Genomic DNA, 20,129 nt, shown 5'->3' with positions numbered 1-20,129 from the left:
TTATTTAATTACCTCCATTAAATTTTTATATTGTTGTTCTACAAGACTACTTTGCAAAACTGTTATATCATTTTCTAATTTTTTTATTTTTTCTGCCTGTATTTCTTCTGTAGTTTTTATATCTTCTATATCTTCATAAGTTATATCACCAAATTTTAAATAAGTTTTTTTAATCACATCTAACCAATATTGAAATTCTGAATCTTTACATTTATATTCCAATGGTACTATTTTTTCATTTTTTATAATATGTTTAATTTGTTTTATATTATTTTCATCTATATATTCAACATCTTCAAATTCTTTTTCTATGTTAAAATATTTTATTAACTTCATTTTAAACCTCCTTAAGGTATTTGAGTATAAACAGGTCTATTACTAGAATCTAAATACCAATATACATAAGTACCATCTTCTTTTCTTTCAAAAGTAATTGAATAAGATTTGGCATAAATATTTAAATTAGTTAAGTCTTTACCATATAAACCTTTTACAAAAACTTTTGCTAATGCTCTATTAAAAGTTATATAACCACAATTATTAAAAAAGAAATTAAAATTACAATATTCTTTAAACTTATTATTTAGACAATCATTTCCAAAGCAATTATAATCGCAATTATTCTCAAAACTATTAGATATAAAATAATTTCCAAAATTATTACCCAAACAATTAGTTCCGAAACTATTACTGCTACAATTATTTCCAAAACTATTATTATTACAACCATCTGCAAAATTATTATTATTAGAATTATTTCCAAAATAATTGCCACCACAATTATCTCCAAAATTATTACTACCACAACCATTATTTAAAGTATTATAATTACAACCATCCGCAAATTTATTATTAGAACAATTATCCCCTAAATTATTATAAAAACAATTATTCCCAAAATTATTACTACCACAACTATTCCCAAAATTATTATTACTAAAATTGTACATCAAACTATTATTATTACAATTATTTAGAAAACTATTATAAACACAAAAAGATATTAAAATGTTATAGCTACAACCATTTTTAAAATCATTATATTTATTATTATTTAAAAATATATTCCCATTACAATCATTACCTAATTTATTATACAAACAATTATTTGAAAAAAGATTACTATTACAACTATTTTGAATAAAATTAGAATAACAATTATTTAAAAATGTATTATGATAACAACTATTCCCAATCACATTATGATTGCAATTATTAATAAATACATTGCCATGTAACAAATTTGCTCCGCCTATTTTATTATTCTTACAATTGTCTGAAAATGTAAGCCTTTCATCTAATTCACCTTTTTTTAAATCTATTCTATTATTCCCAAATTGTATTGTTGTTTTATCATTTACCAATATACCAATATTTATATCATCACATATTAATGAAAAAACATTTGAATCTGTTGCAGATGATGGCACATTAGTATTTTTAGCAATTAATAATTGATTATTAGCTTTATAAATAACATTCATTATTGCATTTCCAGAAGTCCAAGTACTATAATTCGTTAATACATTATTTTTATAATATTGATTAGCATCTGGTTTCCATCTAGCCCATAGCATTGTACGCCAATCTTGTGGACAATCGTTGACACTTATAGGATCATATCTCCTAAGTATAAAACCATTTCTAGGTGTTGTATTATCCTCACATATATTGTTATTAAAATCATACCAAATTGTATCTTGTGGATATAAAGCACTATATACTATAGATTCAAAAGTGTTATTGCTACTAGCTGTTAAAATTAATTCTTCTACAGCCATTTCTTTAATAACATTAGTAGTGGGTTGTTTATATTTTGTTTTATAATCTGTAAGCAAATATTTTTTACCTTCAATTAAATTATTAGCATCTTTTAATGCTTTTAATTCCGCATAAGTTTTTCTATCATACGTTGTAATATCAGCCAATCCTACATCTATCTTATCCCAATTATCATTTAAAGCTTTTTCTATATTAAAAGTTGTCGTATTGAAATCATCTGTTTCTTTATCATATTTAAACAACTTCAAGTGTTCTGTTTCTTTGCTCATTTAATCCCTCCTAAAATGCAAAATTACTTAATGTAGTGTTTTCTAATGTTGTTAAAGTCATGGCTTCTACATCTTTAAGTAAAAGATAAGCAAATAAATAATCTACTGCCAAATGACTAGGCTTAGATAAATCTATTTGCTTTTTTAGGCTGTCCAAATCTGTAGGTATTCCATATTCTCCTACAAATTTTAGAACTATTTTGCCATCTATAAAAGATACTTTTACATTACCATTCTTCCAACTATTACATATAGCTTGTAATAAATTTAAATCTGCTTTACCTTCCGACTTCCACCTAGCAGCTATAATAGAATTTTTTTCATCCTGTTTTAAACTAGGGTCTAGTTTAATGCTCATTTCCGATGCTAATAAATCAGCTCCCCATGTCATTGTAGAGAACTTAAATTGTTTTTTTATATCTTCTAAAACATTCTCTATGTTATCCATTTCTAAGCCACTGGATTTACAAAGTTCTATAATGTAAGGGTCTTTTCTAACCCTCTTATGTAAGTTGTTTATTAATTGTTGTGTTGTACCCAGTTTTAGTACCTCCCTTCGATTGGTTTATGGATAACCCTCCAATAATAGCACCTAATAGCAATGCTGTAATTATACTTATTACTATTTGTTTAGTTGTTAACCTATTCTCTGTATTTTTAGAAGTATCTGTGTCCAGTCGGTTAACTTTGCTAGTTAGTTCTTTTACATCTTCCTTGGTTTCTTTTACATTGTCTGTTAAGGTTTCTAATATAGTAGTTAATCTAGTAGTAACATTGTTGTTTTCTTCTGTTAAAGTATTGTTTTTATCTAACATTTTAGAAAAGTTATCTAAATTTACTTTTATCTCTTTCACATCTTCGGTCAAATGATCTACCCTATCTAAGTATTTAATATAATCTCTATCCGTTTTACTCACATAGTTTTTTTCTATAGTTTGTATTTTGTCTTTTATATATTCTATCTCTCTTAAATTATCCATACCTCACCTCACACTAATGTCACTGTACCCATAATTGCGACTTCCTCCTCGCCTACAATCACGTTTTCGCTTAGGCTTCCGTTTACTTTTACATTAGTTGCATCAAGTACACCATCCGCACTAAGTATTAAGGAAATTATCTTAGCATGGCTTACATAATTTATGGTTGCAGAAAAAGCAATTTCTTTTAAGTATTCTGTTATCTTGGTAGAAATATTATTTTTTATTTCTTCATCTGAATACCCATTGGCTTTAGTTATACTACATTCTAAATCTATATTTTTAGCTGTAGCACTTACAACGGTGCAATAATTGCCTATAGCACTAGCACCTGCACCAGTACCCCACAAAGACCATGTATTTGTATTAGAATCAAATACACCTTTAGGGTCTATGTATTCCTGCACTGTATTAACTAAATCTGTGCTGGCCGGTTGCATATTGGAATCTATTATTATAACTTTTACTGTTAAATCTCCATTCCAAAGTGGTATTACTTTAGCATTGCCGACCCCTGTTACAGATTTAGCCCAATATATAAAGTGGGCTTGGTTATTAGATGTAATAGGATTCTTTAAAGATTCGTAATATCTTTGTTTAAGTGATTCGTCAGTTTCTTCCTCGAATCCATCATAACTGGGATTAGAATTATTAACTTCTGTAAAGCCTTGTATTGTTATAGGAAACTCTATAATAGAATTAGCCCCAACCATACCTATATTACCAACTTGGGTACACTCTGCTAATATGGTACCTGTTTCTGTTATTTGTTTTGTTTCTAAACTTTGGAACTCTATATTGTTGGGCGTACTAAACAAATCTCCTTTATTAATAGTTCCTGTCCCTGTTAAAGTTAAAATCACTTTTGCTCTTGTAGCTACTTTTCTAACTATGCCTTTATTATCATAAACCCTTGCAGTTAAATCATCACCGCTTAGGTCTTTAACTAACCTTAAATTGGCTATAGATAAAGCATATTGATATAAATTAGATAACTCTATAGCATTAGTTTTAGTTATATCGTAGGTAGGATAGCCTTGGCTTTTTTCATATACGTTAGATATATTCCCTAACATATCAGTTATTAATTGTTCCTCTGTTTTTATATTTACACTCAACATTCCACCTCCTAAGCAGATATATTAATTACTTCATCATTCTTTAAAACAACATCAAATTGAACATTTAATATTGTTTTCTCTTGTGTAGTTGTAAAATTTTCTATGTGATCTACATATCTATGTTTTTTAACTGCTTCTTCAATTTCTCTTTGTAGTTCTGAAAGAATAAATGCATTTCTTTTCTTTCCTACTAAATCCTCTATATTACAATAGAAGTCTGTATCTTTGTAAACATTGTATTTATCTTTATAAGTTAGTAATATCCAATGTATCCATTGCTTTAATGCTTGCCGTTCTGTACATTCAACTAGTTTCCCATCTTTAATTACATATTCATTCTTTTTAAAATCAAATAAAAAAACCTTGCCTAACTTAGACAAAGTTTGTTCTTCTTCTATTTCTTCTACTTCTTCAATTGTTATATCTTCTTCGGGGAGTAGTGCCATGTTCACACCTCCTATATCTTATCTATAATAAAAAAATGTTGGTTGCTTTCATCTGCAATAACCAACACTGTATCATTTAAATTTAATTTATTATCAAATTTAATTTCTATATTATATGTAATTCCATCTATTGTTATAGTTGAGTTTCCTTTTTTAGTTTTTAGGTTTTCACACAATGTTGAATTTGTAGTGTCTATATAACAATCATTATCTCCAATATTTATAATGTAATTAGGACTTTCTTTAACTACCTTGCCTATAGTAGAACCAATTCTATTTTTATTGTTTCTTTCTTTTAGCCATTTGGCAAATTCTACATCATACTTCACATATCGTCCCTCCTAGCTAAAATCTATTGTTATGCCTATCTTATGTAAATTATTATTTAAAGTGTGTTGTGTGCTTTTTATTCTATACCAACCATTTACGCCATACTTTCTAACGTCTACCCTAATAATCCTATTGCAGTTTATATAAATACCTTTCCCAGTATCTATTGTATTAAATGTTATCTCTTTTTTAGTTTTGTTTTTTTCTCTCAATTCATTCTTAGCTATGTTATAAGCTTGACTTGTGTTTTTATCATCTACACTTATAATATCAGTTAGTTCTCCATATGTTCTTATCCTGTTTGAGTCTCTTACATCTGCTAGTATCTTACCATCATTATTAACTGTTATAATTCTGTTTTTTAATTCTTCCATGCTTCTATCAATACTATAATCTTTTCCTATTAATAACTTTGCATTAATCTTTAAATCTATAAGCCTGTTAATATAAAGTGTTTTGCCTTGCATTTCCATTATGTAGTGTTCTCCTATTTCTCTTTTGCACTGCTCTAGTATGTCCTTTATTATGTCAGATAGGCTTTCTTGATAGTACAGTTTGTTTATTCTAGTACCCAACCACGTTATACTATTATTAATCCCAACTTTTTTACATATCTGTTGCAAAGCAGTTTTTGCATAAACATTTCTAAATTGCATTACATATTTATTTTTGTTTAAATAGAAAGCGTAATCCATTGCGGTGTAACTATGTATATTTTCTTTATTAGTTTTACTAACTATAATACCTTCAAAAATTACTATTTTATCTTTCTTTAAAATTATTTTACTTCTTCCCTCTGCTAGATCTAATATAGAATCGAAACTTAAAGAAGTTGCTAGAGTATCTATATCATTACTCCAACTTAAATTGTTAGATTGTCCTATTATTTCTTTAGTTACATATCCTTTGCCTACTATATAAGAAGTATATAAATACCACATTACTTTATCTCCCTGTATTGTTTTAACTCTAACTTATAAGCCACATCCCCATTTGTTAGCTCATGCCAACTAATGTTTTCCACGCTAACCATCCAATTTAATAATTCTTGTGGTAAAAAAGTATTTTTATTTCTATTTATAACAACCCGCAGAGGTTTTTCAGTATCCATAGCGATATTCCACATATTAATTAAGAGATACGGATTAATCTGGCTCTTAGCCCACCTATATTTATTTGGATATGCTGGCAACCAGCTTTCTAAATTAAAACTTATTAAACTTGTCTTCCCTAAAAAGTTATATTCTCCATTATTAAAGGTTTCAAAGATTTCATTTTTTGCGGACTTTTGTAATTCTGGCATCACTTCTGGCAAAATAGGAAGTTCGTACAATTGTTTTCTGTCTAACGTACTAAAATATATGTTTGCCATATTACACCCCCTAAAATAAAAAAGGCATAGTTATAAAACTACACCTTTACATATTTTGCATTGCTAATCTAACTTGCGATATTATATGTTGTCCTGCTTGGTCGAAAAATTCTTCTGTTCCGATATTTCCGGTTATATATATATTAAATGTAGGGCTTGAAGCTCCGTTCATGATCTGTCTTGATTTATCCGCTGGAATTATTGTTTCTCCAGAAGATAGTCTTCTTAATTCTCCACCTTCTTCATTCACTAGGGCCATGCCCGCTGGAGAGTATTGAGTTCCTTTTGCGAATTTAGGTATTTCCGATACAGCACCTATATTAACTCCCGGAACTTTATTGGCTTTACTAATAACATTATTAACTCCACCGATAAAATTATTTAGCATACCTATTCCACCATTTATAATATCTTTAATTCCCTGCCATATACCTTGGAAAATTCCCATTACAGTATTTTTTATATTATTGAATATATTAGAACATATTCCAATTAAAGCGTTAAAGCCACTGCTTATTGTGCTAGCTATATTGCTAACAACACCGCTTATTGTACTTGTTATGTTGTTCCATATACTAGTTATAGTGCTCCAAATTGAGGACATAATTCCACTTACAGTTCCATAAATGGCACTCCATACAGAACTAATAACACCCCAGATAGCTGACATTACACCGGATACAACACCGGCAATAGTATTCCATACTGTTGTTATGGTGTTCCAAATAGCCATTGCTATTGTTGTTATAGTAGTCCAAATAGCTGTCCATACTGTTGTTATGGCATTCCATATAGCCATTAATATAGGCTGTATCACGCTCCATATATTAGTCCACGCTGTAACTATTGAGTTAAATATCCATGCTCCTACAAGTATTATTACAGCTAATATTCCTTTAAATACTGCCTCTATAAACAATCCGATAGGTGTAAGTATTGTAACAATAACATTCCATATAGTTGTAAATACAGTAACTATAGTAGTCCATATGCTTGTAAGCACTGTAGAAATTGTAGTCCAGATAGCTGTAAAAATTGTTGTTATTGTTGTCCATATATTTGTAAAGATATTAACTATCCCTGTCCATATATTTGTGGCTACTGTAGAAATTGTAGTCCAGATATTTGTAAAAACTGTTGTTATTGTTGTCCATATTCCTGTAAACACTGTTTTTATCTTATCCCATAAGCTTTGTGCTGCTTGTTTTATTTTATCCCAGTTTTTCCATAGTAATAATCCTATTGCTATTATTGCAGTTATAGCAACCATAACCCAGCCTACTGGTGTAAGCATTAGAGAACCATTTAATAAGCCCACTGCAATTTGCACTCCAAATATAACTACTTGTAGAACCTTAAAAATTTTAATAGCTATATAAAAAGATGCAAACACAATAGCTACATTTGCTATTGCATCTTTATGCTCTACTATAAAAGTTATAACCTTACTAACAACATCATAAACCTTTGTAAAAACCTCGCTTGCTTTATTAGCTATTGCATCCATAGTCCCATCACTTTGCCATTTTTGTAGTGTATCAGCTACTTCTTTTATTTTTCCCTTTAGCTTTTCCATTATGGAGCCTTGTTTTATAGTTCCTTCATCAGTTAGCCCTACTATTTTAGCTAAACTATTTTTAACAATTCCTGTAACTGTACTCCACATACCTTTAGCTGTTTGTGCAAGCATTTCAGCTCCGCCCTTATAACGTTCATTCATTATTGCTAGTAAGGCCTGGTTAAACTTTTCTTGATCTACTATTTGGCCTTTATTATTTATAACTTCTTGGTTTCTAAACATTTCGTTACTTTTTTTAGCTATATCCGCTTTTTTGATTCCAAACTCTTTTAATCTTTCCAATTCTCCGGTTTGAGCATCTATAAAGGCTTCTACAGCCTGTAAAAGTGGTTTATTCGTCGCCCCTGCCATATCTCCAATAATGCCTAAATTCTTTTGTGCAGAAAGTCCCATAGCTTCTAAACGTGCACTTCCTTCTACAACTTCACCCGTTTCGAATGGTGTTGCATTGGCAAGCTCCACCGACCACTTCATAATTTTCGCGGCCTTTTTCGCATCCTTGGTCGCAGTTAACAATTGAGTTCTAAACCCTTCCATGTTCATTCCTTCGCCGATACCAGTTTTCAAGGCCATACCGCCTAAAGCACCGGCTATAACTGCACCAGTTTTTATTGCTTTATCTCCAATTTTTTCAAAACTATCTTTGGATTTCTGGGCAAAAGAAGCCACCTGTTGGGATGCTCTTTTTGCTTCTTTTGTTATTCCTTCTATATTTTTATTTACTTTAAGTAATCCGCTGCTCATTTGGTCTCTTAAGGAGAGAACGACACCAATTGTTTTAGATGCCATACACATACCTCCTTTCTTATTTATTTCTTACCAAATATAGCTTGCAACTTTTGGTTATCATATTCTATTTGTTCATTTATCTCATTCTTCATACTTTCGATAAAAAACTCTCTCTCAAGTCCATCTAAATTAAGAAGGTAGTCAAGGCGCTGACCTCTGCAAACAAAATAAGAGACCCAATACAGTTCCCCATATCGCGCCTTTTTACCACTACCTTCTTTTATTAGTTTTTTACTTTTTTGCTTATCTCTTTGTCTTCAAATTCTTCATTCACTTTTTGTGCTAAATTAATTGTTTCATCTATTCCGAACACTTTGACAGGAACGTCAAATGGTTCGGCCGCTTCTACTGCTGTTATTAATTCTGGACTATGTAAAAATTCGCAAGTATTGTACAGTAATTCCTTACTTGCTTGCAACATATTACTATAATCTATTTTTGTTATATTTTCATCCTTACTTACATTTACACTGTTTGCTAAAACACTTTTAAACTCTAAAAGTTCCGCATCTGTAGGTCTTTTAAATGTTAGTAACCCAAACCCTTCTACTTCTATTTCTGCAATTTTCTTTCTTTTATTATATTTATCAGTTGCCTTTTTAATAAAATCTTCCAACCCTATCTTTTTTACCTTATTCATACATTTTCCCCCTAAATTAATTCTAAATATTCAAATGAACTAGCTGTAAAAGGCAATTCTTCTTCTATCATTGCCCCCGCTTCTAGCTTCGCTAATTGTAGTTCGGTAAAAACTACATCCTCTAATTTTAGCCTTTCCACTGCTCTATTATTTACCGTTGCAGTGGATATAACTATGTTTATGTCTGGCATATTTAATGTTCTAAATCCCTCTGCCAAAAGCTTTTGCGCCCTTGAATCTATTTTCTTAATTGTTAGAGTACCCTCTATATTATTTCCTGTTATTTTTACATACTTATTTGGATCCCCAACAAAACGTATGTCCTCTGTTTCTAAACTACACTTAGCTTCTATACTTGTTAGATTAGCCCATAACTCTGTGTTAACCCAAATACGCCCCTCGTTTCCACTTATAACTTCATTACCTTTATTCATAAGATACCCCCTATTCCATTGTTATTGGGAACTCAATGTCTGTCATGGAAGTTAAAACTTTTATATTCCCAGCTAAAAATAATTTTCTTTTAAATGTATTTCTTTTTACTGTTGCGTCATCCCAATTTTTGGCTTCTGTTTTGCCATCAGCTACCCATGCCGCTCTTTGTGCTTCTACATTTATATAACTTGTGTTTTCAAATTCACTATCCAAAATATCTCTATCGGCTAATGATTTGAAATAAGTATTTACAGCCCCTACAAAAAGCATTTGATTGTCTAGTTTGTTTTTGTATTTGCCTAGATAACTATTTTTGAATATGTTTCTTATATCATCTACAATTAAGTCCTTAGCTTCTATTACTTCAATCAAACTAAAATCTTCTGTTTTATCCGCGGTAAATGTAGTTAAGCTATTAACCCCTAGACCTATTTTCACTACATTCTCATCATTTATTAATACAAGTTTACCTTCTTGTATAGTTGCATTAACGTTGTCTGGCTCTGTAACGTATTTTAAATTTTCCATAGCCATATATGTAGTTCCAACATCTGTTCCAGCTGAAGCAATGTAACCTAATAAAGTAGGTAAAAACTCATACCCGTCTTTTTGTCCCCTAGCATTGTCTTTGAATATTACTTTTGTATTCCCTAACACTAGAATCCCTTCATGGTCTGGCGGTGTAGTTGGATCATACACCACAGATTTAAAAGTCTTTTTGCCTGTATCTCTTCTGGTTTTTGTCCAACTAGCTAAAGCATCATAATCAGCCTTAGCATCACTTACTAAGCTTATCCACCCAGCTGAATATAAATTTTTAACTATGTCTAAAGCATCTGTAACTTCTTTTTCTGCATCTACCCTTACGACTACAACTTTACTTGGTTTTCCTAGTAAAGCATCTTTTATATACTGTAAGTTGGTTGGCGTATATTTAGCTTCATCTAGCTCCAAATCCGTTAATGTTTTATACTCTGCTGTATTAAAATTTTTATCTGTATCATCTTTTAAAATTAAAATAGCAACTCCACCTCTTTGGGTAAAAGTTGCTGCTCTTTGTTTAAATAAAATATTTATATTTGGCAATGTATTAGCCATATTTACCACCCTTCCATTTCTAATTCTTCCAAAGGTTCTCCGGTTTGTTCTTTTTCGCTTAGACTATACAAATCAGCCAATGTTGTTATTAACAAACCTTCTTCACCCCTAGAATCAAATTCACACTCATTTACAGCTATGTAATAATCGTTATAAACTTTAATCCCATTTTGGAATATAAGACTTAATAGATCTTGCATTTCCAGTAATTCAATCTTATTGGTTAATTGAATTTTTGCAAAATAAAAAAGCCTAACGTCAAAATTTCGTTGTTCGGCTTCTCCATTTAATAATCCTGTTCTATTTTCTGCAAAATCTACATAAAAAGAAGGTCTTGTTATCTTTTCTCTTATATCTGTAGATGAAAATTGTATATCTTTATAACTTGTATCTTTTAAACCTTCTTTTACTTGTTGTACTATAGCTTTATTTATTTCTTTTAATGTTACAATCTATAATCCCCTCCAAAATAAAAAAGAACATGTTATACATGTTCTTAATCTCTATATTTTATTACTTCTTTCCTTAGGGTTTTAACAAAGCCTTGAGCCATTGTTAACCCTAACCCTTTAGCACTATCTATTTCCATTACAAAGTCGTTTTTAAATCCTTCTTCCTCTGTAGATATTATAATAAAATATCTTTCTTGGATTCTTTTTTTCTTTAATCCTAAGGCAAATATCCCAAAAACTAAAAGCCTTGTTAATGTTACATCTTTGCTTATTTCTTCTTCTGTCTTTAGCTGTACATCTGATATGTTTTTTAAATCTAATTTATGGTATGTTTTCCAAAGTTGTTTAAATATTAGTTTATCCTTATCTATCTTTAGCTTCAACATACCGCTACAGGTGACATTGGGATAATTCCCAGCATAATTACCACTTATTTGGTTTATATCTTTTCTTACTTCAAACATTTGCATAAAAACACCCCCAAAAATAGAATAACATATTTTATATTTTTAAGGAATATTTTCTTCATTATTCAAATAGTGTATCTAAAAATTCGTCTACATCTGTATAATATTCATTATTAAATGATTGTGCAGATTCTTCTATAAAATGAAATCCAGGAATGAATTTCTCGTTCCCATTTTTAGCTTTATGCATCCACCCATTATTAAGCAGATGTGCGTGCGGAGAACTATTATAGGCTCTTATAGCTAATTCTTTGCCTTTATACTTATATAGTTTACCAGTCTTAAAGCCTTTTTTTAAGTTCCCGCTTTCTTCTCCTATGCCTTTAGAAGTGAATGTACTTTTATTGCTTTTATTTAACTTCTTAGCTTCTTTCCTTAAAAATGCTTTGGTTTTCTTAGGATATTCATTTTTGGCTGTATTTAATAGCTGTTTACTAAACTTATCTAATTGTGTAGTATCAAATCCATTGGCCATAGTTACACCACTGGATAATTATATTTTTCTAGTAGTATTTTTCTTATACATTGCATCTTTTCAAAACATTGTGACTTCACTTTATGTAATTGATCTATTAATTCGTTAGCTTCTTCTAGTTGTCGCTTAATTCCTTCATGCTCTGCTTTTAACTCCTCGTACTTTTCTACGAGTTGACTTTTCTCCCATTCTCTTAATTCAAAATCCATTTAGCACCTCTATTCATATAATATTTTTGTCATAAACTCTATAAATTTATTTTCTTTAAAATCTCTTTGAAAATATTGTACCTCGTGCTTATTTCCTTCCTTATCTTTAAAGTACATATCCTTTTGTGGCTCTTTTATGCTTAATTTTCTACACCTTATTTTATGTGTTACAGTAGCAAGTTCTATATCTGTATTTGGTATAGTGCTAGTACTTCCACTTATAGGTATAACTTTGCACCAAACATCTTTTATTTTGCCTGGTTCCTTTGTTGTTTCATCTAATTCATTCGTTTTGTCAATCATCCCCCATAGTTCTAATAGGGTGTTATATTCCTTTGTCCCCATATCCCACCTCTGTTAAAAATTTTAAAAATACTTTTTGCTCATCCTTACTTTTATATGTTTTGTTAATTCTATTTTCAAACATTTTCGTATGAATTGAGGTTCATTTGCATTATTAAAGATTTAGCTATGTATTTATATTTTTCATTATCTTTTGCCATTAACTCTCTATTATCAAACATATCTTGTACAAGCATCATTGCTAACAGTTTAGCTTTTCTCTGGAATCTTTCTATTTGTATTTTATTATCAAAATCGTCTATAGCGTCTCGTATATATTCTTCAGCATTGTCTATGCATAGCTGCAAAACAATATCTTCATCATTATAATCAATCCTAAGATAATTTTTCGTTTCATTTAATGTTAGTATCATTTAACCCCTCCTTAAACAGGAGCAATTAAGCTCCTGCAGTAGGTAATGCTAATTTAATTTTTATAATAGCGTCTGTGTCTTTTTCTCCACCATCTAAACGAGTTATAACTCTAGCTTTAGTAGTGTTAGTTTCAAACGCCCCTGCCCCTATATTAGTAGTTAGCAATTCGTAATTATCATCATAAAAATATTTATATGCTTCATTTAAATCTCCTAGCAATATAGGCATATTGTCCTCTTCTGTTTTAAGTGTTGTATTTAAAAGTTCCACAACTGGAAGACCTAGAAATAAATATTGTGTTGGTTGTTTTGGATCTGGTTGTAAATAAGGTCTCCCTTGTTTATCTTCTAAGCTATCTAAATAATTAAATCCATCTTGATTAACTGTCCATTTAGCAGTTGGTTTAAATACATTTAACAATTCTACATTTTTACATTTCTTAAAGTCCTTTAAGCCTGCGGTAGCTGGTAATGTTACTTCTTTATATTTTGTAGATGTCATTATCCCTTGTGCATCTTTGTTTGTACCAGTTCCATATAAAATCTTTATATTTCTAGTAATTCTAACCTTATCAACCAACCAATTTATCAAGAAATTTTCCAATTCTTTTCCAGCAAATTTTAATAAGTCGTTAGGTATTGTCATCAATCCAGCAAAATCATGCAGATCAAAAGACATTCTCTCTAATTTCGGATTGTCCACTTCTTGTATAGTTCCATATTCATCTAAATTAGTAAGCGGTGTTTGGTCTGCTCTCTTTTCATAAGTTCTCTGGCCTTTTCTAGTAAATACCTTCTCACTACCCACTAAATTAAATAAATCTGTTATATCTTTTAATCTAGTGTTAATTTTAGTCTGTATATCCTCTGGGACTGCAAAACCACCATCTTCATTTACATTTTCAGAAATTTTATTTTGCTGTTCTTCGGTTAAATCTAATCCTTGTAGCCCTCTTTGTTTTAATAAACTATTCGCAACTGCTTTAGTAAATAGAGAACCATTATAGACAATTTTATCATTTGTATCTGTAATTAATGGTGTTCCTTTTCCTTCATCATTTAAACTATTATCTATATTATCTTTTTTCTTTTGTGCTTCAATCTTAACTTGCAAAACATCAATTTCATTAGAAATATTCTCTAGTTCTCCTTTTGTAACTCCTTCTTTATTTAATAATTCACCCATAGCTTTGTTCTTTTGTTCTAATAAATTTAATAATTCTCTTAATTCTTTACTCATTAATAATCATTCCTTTCATTGCAAAATAAAAAACTAGCCACATTTTTATTTTTGAAAGCTAGTTTATTTTTTAAATTATTTAACTCTTTATCATCTAGGTTATTAGTATTATTTTCATTACCTGTACTGTTTGGAATATCAATACTATTTCTAATTTTTTCAATAACATCTTTAGGCAACATTCCTGTATTTCCATAGCTATTAGTTAGTTTGTTATTTGTGTCAAACATTACTTCATCCACAAACCTAAGTTCTTTTGCTTTTTGAGCATCCATAAATGTTTCTTTATTCATTAATTCCAATAATTCTTCTCTCTCCATGCCAGTTTTAAGTAAGTATGCATTGGCAATGGATTTATTGCACTCCTTTAACATCTCCGAACCATGGTCCATATCTCTATAATCACCTTGTATTATTCCAGAAGCATTATGTACCATAAGTCTTCCTGTTGGAGAAATTTTAATTATATCTCCCCCCATAGCTGCAACACTTGCTGCACTTGCTGCCATTCCAACTATCTTTACAGTAACAGTTCCTTTGTAATCTTTTAGTAAAGTATATATTTCGGAGCCAACATCAACGTAACCACCTGGGCTATTTACCATTATTTCTAATTCTTCACCATTAGCATCATTAATTGCTTTTTCAATATCTGCTGCACAAGTAGCTTCAATTCCAAACCAATCATAAACCCATTTTTCATCACTGCTTATAATAGGTCCCTTTATGTTTGCCTTTGCCACTATTTATCACCACCTTTATTTTTATAATAAGCTCCTATATCCTTTAAACATTGCATATTGCCATTGCAAATTAATTCATCCCCTCCCTCCTTTGCTTCATCCTCCTCCAATTCTCTTACTTCATTAGGAGTTTTAAAACCACTTTGTATAGCAACTCTATATGCATTATATCTTGTTTCAAGGTTTGCCCTTAATATTGCATCTACATTAAATTTAATATAATAACCTCGTCTTATCTCTGTATTCAAAAATAGTTTATATATTAATTCCTGTTCATACATAGTCAAGATGCTTTGTAAAGTATCTATATAAAACCCTTTTTGTTGTTCTGTTATATTTGTATGAGTTGCACTATCTAAATCATTGATCTGGTGCATTTTAACACCAAACATAGCAGCTATCTGCCTTATAGTAAGCTGACTATTTTCTAAGAATTGGGCATCAACTAAACTTTGTGAAATTGGTTGAAATTGATAGCCCAACGGTAACATAGCAATCCTATGAGCATTTTTTAAACCACTAGACATTCTCTCGAAATTTTCTATAAAAGTTTGCTCTGCTTTAGAATTTAAGTCGCCCACATATTGGACCAATCCTTTAACTTGAAGCCCATTTTTAAAAAATTTATTTATATATTCTTCTGAATTTTTACCATTTTGAATTAAATGTTTTAATTGATCTATAACACTTAGTCCAACTATTCCATCAGTAGTTAACCCTTTAAAGTGTAGTAATTCATCTGGCATAAATTTATGCTGATGCCCTAAATTGTCAGTATAAATGTACCATATTTTATTGCTTGAATTTAAAAGCCCTACATCATCAACATAAATTTTCATTTTGCTACTATCCAATGGATATAAACCTGTAACTTGTCCTCTCCCATTGCAATTCAAGGCAACATAAGCATTGCCATATATATTCCTTTGAACTTCAACACATTTCCAAAAATCTGATGCACTCATATGAGGATTAGGTCTTAATTTTAGCAATGGTCCTAAATAATGATCTGTTACTTTTTTAATTCCATCTGTCTTTTTATATATTTTAATAGGTAATTTACTAACTGTATCTGAAAGAACTCTTAAGCATCCAAATACAGTAGCTTGTTTTAAGCTATTTTTACCTTGCACATTTATATCTTCTATATTAATTCCAAGCCATTCTAAAATCTTTTTATCATCTAAACTTATCTCATCCGACATTGTATTGGCCGTATTTCTTCTAAATAACACTTAATCACCTCCTTTTTAGAGGATTCTTAGCGAAATAAATTCCTAATATTATAAAAATAATAGATAGAACATACATTCCTATATAAAAATTAATCAAGAATGTAGTTATAATTATTAAAATTAATCCTATAAAAATAAAAAAATCCTCTATGTATTCATAAAGAATTTGCCTTAATCTATTCATTTTATCAACCCCAAAGCTTATTTAAAAAATCTTTTTTAGCATATTTATTTATATCTATTGGTTTATCTTTATTACTTATTATAATTTTATGAACATCTATAGCAGCATCTATCGGGTCTATTCTTTCTGTTCTATGTTCTTTATCTATTTTTATTTCTTCAAAACTATTCTTTGTTGTTACTGCATTAGCACCACAAAATCTAAATAAGCTATCTTTCTTATTGTATTTTATTTGCCCACTATCAACACTTAATTTAAAATCTTCTGTTGGGCTATTCAAACTTTTTGCACTTTGTGTTATTTCAATACAATCTACTCCAAACTCTTCTAAATCACTTAAAAATGTATCTGCATTGTGTGGATCATAAGCTATGAATTTTAATTTCAAATCATATTTTTCTATAAGTTTTTTATAATAGTTTATGATGTATTTATAGTCTGTTTTTATCCCTCCAAGTGTTTCGGTAAGTGTTATTAATTTGTTTTCATTTGCCCAAACATCATAAGGAGCATTGTCAGTTTCTATGTGTTCCTTCAACCTCATTTTAGGCATAAAACTGTGTTGATGAAAGAAATAAGATGTTTCCCCATTCTCCAAGAAAGGGAATTCTAATACTCCACTTGTTAAATCTCCCCCACTTGAAAGGTCCAATCCTAAGCCACATTCCATACCTCTAAAATCCTCTAAAGTTAAATCAGAAGCACATTTTTTCCATTTTTCTATGTTTAAATACTGATTATCACTAAACTTGTACCAAATATTTAAAGCTTTAGTTAGAAAGTCTCTTAAATCGCTCCCGCCCATATCTTTAGCAGATATGCCTACAGCAATAAGGTTTTCTAAATCCTCTTTATCTTTGCAAACTAAAGGATTAGCTTTAATCCAGTTCTCTGAGTCCCAAATATCATCTTCTTCATCCATTTGGGCAATATAAATGAACTGCTTATCATTTGTGAATATACCTTCTAAAATGTTTTTGCAGTATTCCCAAAGCTTAAAGCATGGTCCATTAAGATTAAACCCAGCAGTAGTAATAACAGAAATTAAACATTGTTTCATTTTTCTTGTGCCACCTTCAAGAAGCTTATACATCTGATTATCTTTATGAGCGTGATATTCATCTACAATTCCTAAGAGCGGTCTAAATCCATCAATAGACTTTGTATCTTTCCCTAATGCCTTTATAGTTGAATTAGTAACTAAGCAGTCTATTGTGCTTTCATATTCTTTTATTTTAAATAATTCTGATAAATCACCATCAGCTTCTATAAACTTCATTATTTCCTTGAATACTATTTTAGCTTGCTCCATCTTTGTGGCAGTACAATATATTTGTCCATATTTGTACCCATCAAAATTGCCATAAAATGTTGCAAGTATTCCGTTTAGAAATGATTTACCATTCTGTCTGCCTAATTGAACATATGAATTTCTAAACCTTCTATATCTAGTTCCTTTAGTAACCCATCCATTAATACTACCTAAAATAAAATCTTGGAATCCTTCAAGTTTAACTGGAGTTTCCTCTTCGCCCTCTGCAATTGTAAGGGTTTCAGAAAAATATAATATTTTAAGTGATTTTTCTATATCGAATTCATATTTATATACTGCTAATTTAGATTTTTCTAAATCATCTAAGTGCCTTTGACATGCTAATTTAACATACTTTCCAGCAATTGTTCTACCTTCAACTACATCTTTAGCATACTTGGTAACCCTATCTATCACATAGAATCACCTCACATAAACTTAGAGAACTTATTTTTAGGTTTTTCTTCCTTGGATTTTGGAACGACCAATTTACATCTACTAGAAATAGTTAACCCTAAGTCACTCGCACTTTGCCTGCACATTTTAAATAATTTTTCTTGCATTAATAATAAATCTATATATTTTTCATTATCGATACCAGTTTTTAATAATTTTTTAGTAACCTTTTGATAGTTATATTCCGAAACTATAAACCTTGCTAACGCTTCACAATCTAAATTACTTATAATTTCTATACTTATAAGTTCTTTAGCTATTCTATTGAATTCTTTTTTTAGATTACTAGGCAGATAAGAAGGCGGGTCAATTTTATCTGCTGGAGCTTGCACTTCACTATTTTTTCTTTCTTCTATTTCTTTTTTACTTAAATGTTTTTTACCTTTTAGCATTACCAAATCTGTTGGCTGTCTTGGTCTTGCCATTCTTCTTACCTCCTTTCAAAGATTTCATTTAGGGAGTTTTTTCTACAGAATAGAGGGGATGCGGTCACAACGGTAAAGGTTAAAACTTTTTTTCATACCCCTACCCTTTTAAATGGCGAATAAAAATAAAAAATAATTTAAAATAATTAATATTTCTTCAAATTTTCTCGAGTATTTATATTTTAATTCTTATACAATGTACTCACATGTAACGAACATTACTATGCATAACCTATAACTATTCGCTTACAAAGTAGCTAACATCAAGCGTCGCTACTTCTTTTGCATTGTGTTCAAACTTAATAGACCTAACAAGCTTCTGTTCTTCGCCATCTATCTTAACACTTGTAGCCATACCATTACTTACTATCTCTACTTTCATATTAACAATACTCCTTTATATTACTTAGTGTTACTCTTATACTATTACATATATCTTCTGCCACCTTATCTGATATAGTATTATTGTTATACAGTATATTGTCTATATCCTTTCTACTATCTATAAACATATCGAATAGTTCTTTAAACTGTTCTACTGTTATACAATCTACTATATGGTTATCTGTGTACAGGTCTATCATATAACCTAATGCTTGGTTATATCTTTGGTCATATTCCACTGTTCTCACCCCTTTATATTATCTTAATAGTAAGCACTCTATTATCATTGTAGATAATGTCATACTCTTTCATTAATTGTTCTATTAAACCAAATGTGTTTAATCTTTTAGCATCTAAGTTGACATTTGTTTCTCCATTATTACACGCTTCTCTTATCTCTTTGTTTATATAAGCTATGCACTCTTTTATGTATATTTCTTTCACTTTATCTTTTGTTAACAAATATTCTGTTCCTGGTGGGTCTGGTCGCGGTCTTGTAGCTGGTGTAACTGTTTTAACATTTGAACTTTTAAACATCTAATCACCTCTATTTATATTCTTCCTTATATCTTTGTACTATCTTAAATAAATAAGCTTGCATAGCTAACTTATCCTCTTTACTTTTCTTATAAGCTGTATGTATTTCCGCATGACTTTTATTGCTAACATATATTAAATTACTTATGTCATATACTCTGTTCTTATCTTCCTTAACTTCTTTTATATGATGAGATAACTCGCCTTTAACTATCTTGTTATACTTATATAGTTGATATATATCTAACCCATTAAATCTACTCTTACATTGCTGTGTTAACTTTCCCCATTGCTTATCCCTATATATCTTTGTGCTTTCTTTATCCCTATTATATAGATCATACTCTTTGTTTCTTTTCTTATTTCTTTTCTCTTTACATTTGTTTATACAATCCTCTTGATTATATGGCACTTTAATACCACAGTAAGGGCATAACTTAAATAACATTTATA

At 29.9% G+C, this 20,129-nt stretch carries 28 protein-coding genes; all 28 read right to left on the bottom strand.

The window, feature by feature from the left end; all coding sequences use genetic code 11:
* Entirely contained in the window at nt 1-336 is a 336-nt protein-coding gene (locus tag ACYUDJ_RS10075; protein WP_460289607.1) for a hypothetical protein, read from the bottom strand.
* Nucleotides 337-347: 11 nt separating this feature from the next.
* Nucleotides 348-2,051 carry a hypothetical protein gene (locus tag ACYUDJ_RS10070; protein WP_460289606.1) on the bottom strand — a complete coding sequence of 568 codons (1,704 nt, stop codon included), beginning with the start codon at nt 2,049-2,051 and terminating at the stop codon, nt 348-350.
* Nucleotides 2,052-2,061: 10 nt separating this feature from the next.
* Nucleotides 2,062-2,499 carry a DUF2313 domain-containing protein gene (locus ACYUDJ_RS10065; protein WP_460289605.1) on the bottom strand — a complete coding sequence of 146 codons (438 nt, stop codon included), beginning with the start codon at nt 2,497-2,499 and terminating at the stop codon, nt 2,062-2,064.
* A 55-nt stretch (nt 2,500-2,554) separates the two neighbouring features.
* Entirely contained in the window at nt 2,555-3,031 is a 477-nt protein-coding gene (locus ACYUDJ_RS10060; RefSeq protein ID WP_163201470.1) for a hypothetical protein, read from the bottom strand.
* An 8-nt stretch (nt 3,032-3,039) separates the two neighbouring features.
* Nucleotides 3,040-4,152 (bottom strand): baseplate J/gp47 family protein, encoded by a 1,113-nt coding sequence (locus ACYUDJ_RS10055; protein WP_243150953.1) that lies wholly within the window; start codon nt 4,150-4,152, stop codon nt 3,040-3,042.
* 8 nt (nt 4,153-4,160) lie between these two features.
* Complete coding sequence (locus ACYUDJ_RS10050; protein ID WP_460289604.1) at nt 4,161-4,598, bottom strand: DUF2634 domain-containing protein; 438 nt, start codon at nt 4,596-4,598, stop codon at nt 4,161-4,163.
* 11 nt (nt 4,599-4,609) lie between these two features.
* Nucleotides 4,610-4,927 carry a DUF2577 family protein gene (locus tag ACYUDJ_RS10045; protein ID WP_003489622.1) on the bottom strand — a complete coding sequence of 106 codons (318 nt, stop codon included), beginning with the start codon at nt 4,925-4,927 and terminating at the stop codon, nt 4,610-4,612.
* 12 nt (nt 4,928-4,939) lie between these two features.
* Nucleotides 4,940-5,869, bottom strand: a complete 930-nt coding sequence (locus tag ACYUDJ_RS10040) for an XkdQ/YqbQ family protein (RefSeq protein ID WP_460289603.1) — start codon at nt 5,867-5,869, stop codon at nt 4,940-4,942.
* Nucleotides 5,869-6,300 (bottom strand): hypothetical protein, encoded by a 432-nt coding sequence (locus ACYUDJ_RS10035; protein ID WP_460289602.1) that lies wholly within the window; start codon nt 6,298-6,300, stop codon nt 5,869-5,871. Before ACYUDJ_RS10035 ends, ACYUDJ_RS10040 begins: the two co-directional genes overlap by 1 nt.
* 46 nt (nt 6,301-6,346) lie before the next feature.
* Nucleotides 6,347-8,668 (bottom strand): phage tail protein, encoded by a 2,322-nt coding sequence (locus tag ACYUDJ_RS10030; RefSeq protein WP_460289601.1) that lies wholly within the window; start codon nt 8,666-8,668, stop codon nt 6,347-6,349.
* A 223-nt stretch (nt 8,669-8,891) separates the two neighbouring features.
* On the bottom strand, nt 8,892-9,308 hold the full coding sequence (locus tag ACYUDJ_RS10025; RefSeq protein ID WP_460289600.1) for a hypothetical protein: 417 nt from the start codon (nt 9,306-9,308) through the stop codon (nt 8,892-8,894).
* A gap of 11 nt (nt 9,309-9,319) precedes the next feature.
* Entirely contained in the window at nt 9,320-9,742 is a 423-nt protein-coding gene (locus tag ACYUDJ_RS10020; protein ID WP_460289599.1) for a phage tail tube protein, read from the bottom strand.
* 10 nt (nt 9,743-9,752) lie between these two features.
* On the bottom strand, nt 9,753-10,841 hold the full coding sequence (locus tag ACYUDJ_RS10015) for a phage tail sheath C-terminal domain-containing protein (RefSeq protein WP_460289598.1): 1,089 nt from the start codon (nt 10,839-10,841) through the stop codon (nt 9,753-9,755).
* 2 nt (nt 10,842-10,843) lie between these two features.
* Nucleotides 10,844-11,275, bottom strand: a complete 432-nt coding sequence (locus ACYUDJ_RS10010) for a phage tail terminator family protein (RefSeq protein ID WP_460289615.1) — start codon at nt 11,273-11,275, stop codon at nt 10,844-10,846.
* Between the two features lie 62 nt (nt 11,276-11,337).
* On the bottom strand, nt 11,338-11,763 hold the full coding sequence (locus ACYUDJ_RS10005; protein WP_460289597.1) for a hypothetical protein: 426 nt from the start codon (nt 11,761-11,763) through the stop codon (nt 11,338-11,340).
* Nucleotides 11,764-11,821: 58 nt separating this feature from the next.
* Nucleotides 11,822-12,235: an HK97 gp10 family phage protein gene (locus ACYUDJ_RS10000; protein ID WP_460289596.1), complete on the bottom strand. Its 414-nt coding sequence runs from the start codon at nt 12,233-12,235 to the stop codon at nt 11,822-11,824.
* A gap of 2 nt (nt 12,236-12,237) precedes the next feature.
* Nucleotides 12,238-12,444 (bottom strand): hypothetical protein, encoded by a 207-nt coding sequence (locus ACYUDJ_RS09995; protein WP_460289595.1) that lies wholly within the window; start codon nt 12,442-12,444, stop codon nt 12,238-12,240.
* A 9-nt stretch (nt 12,445-12,453) separates the two neighbouring features.
* Nucleotides 12,454-12,789, bottom strand: coding sequence for a phage head completion protein (locus tag ACYUDJ_RS09990; protein ID WP_460289594.1), 336 nt, complete (start codon nt 12,787-12,789; stop codon nt 12,454-12,456).
* Nucleotides 12,790-12,863: 74 nt separating this feature from the next.
* On the bottom strand, nt 12,864-13,160 hold the full coding sequence (locus tag ACYUDJ_RS09985) for a head-tail connector protein (RefSeq protein ID WP_460289593.1): 297 nt from the start codon (nt 13,158-13,160) through the stop codon (nt 12,864-12,866).
* A gap of 25 nt (nt 13,161-13,185) precedes the next feature.
* Nucleotides 13,186-14,400, bottom strand: coding sequence for a phage major capsid protein (locus ACYUDJ_RS09980; RefSeq protein ID WP_460289592.1), 1,215 nt, complete (start codon nt 14,398-14,400; stop codon nt 13,186-13,188).
* Nucleotides 14,400-15,143, bottom strand: a complete 744-nt coding sequence (locus tag ACYUDJ_RS09975) for a head maturation protease, ClpP-related (protein WP_460289591.1) — start codon at nt 15,141-15,143, stop codon at nt 14,400-14,402. The genes ACYUDJ_RS09980 and ACYUDJ_RS09975 overlap by 1 nt, the downstream gene beginning before the upstream one ends.
* A complete protein-coding gene (locus ACYUDJ_RS09970; protein WP_460289590.1) occupies nt 15,143-16,378 on the bottom strand; it encodes a phage portal protein in 1,236 nt (411 codons plus the stop codon). The genes ACYUDJ_RS09975 and ACYUDJ_RS09970 overlap by 1 nt, the downstream gene beginning before the upstream one ends.
* 188 nt (nt 16,379-16,566) lie before the next feature.
* Nucleotides 16,567-18,291, bottom strand: a complete 1,725-nt coding sequence (locus tag ACYUDJ_RS09965) for a terminase large subunit (protein ID WP_460289589.1) — start codon at nt 18,289-18,291, stop codon at nt 16,567-16,569.
* Between the two features lie 11 nt (nt 18,292-18,302).
* Complete coding sequence (locus ACYUDJ_RS09960; RefSeq protein WP_460289588.1) at nt 18,303-18,755, bottom strand: phage terminase small subunit P27 family; 453 nt, start codon at nt 18,753-18,755, stop codon at nt 18,303-18,305.
* 238 nt (nt 18,756-18,993) lie between these two features.
* On the bottom strand, nt 18,994-19,137 hold the full coding sequence (locus tag ACYUDJ_RS09955; RefSeq protein WP_460289587.1) for a hypothetical protein: 144 nt from the start codon (nt 19,135-19,137) through the stop codon (nt 18,994-18,996).
* Between the two features lies 1 nt (nt 19,138).
* Entirely contained in the window at nt 19,139-19,378 is a 240-nt protein-coding gene (locus tag ACYUDJ_RS09950; protein ID WP_460289586.1) for a hypothetical protein, read from the bottom strand.
* 13 nt (nt 19,379-19,391) lie between these two features.
* Nucleotides 19,392-19,676 (bottom strand): hypothetical protein, encoded by a 285-nt coding sequence (locus tag ACYUDJ_RS09945; RefSeq protein WP_460289585.1) that lies wholly within the window; start codon nt 19,674-19,676, stop codon nt 19,392-19,394.
* 10 nt (nt 19,677-19,686) lie between these two features.
* Entirely contained in the window at nt 19,687-20,124 is a 438-nt protein-coding gene (locus tag ACYUDJ_RS09940; RefSeq protein ID WP_460289584.1) for a hypothetical protein, read from the bottom strand.
* Nucleotides 20,125-20,129: the final 5 nt, after the last annotated feature.

The organism is Clostridium sp. CTA-6 (genome assembly GCF_054768115.1).
The sequence above is the reverse complement of the archived record's forward strand: the minus strand, read 5'-3'. Positions and strand labels throughout refer to the sequence as shown.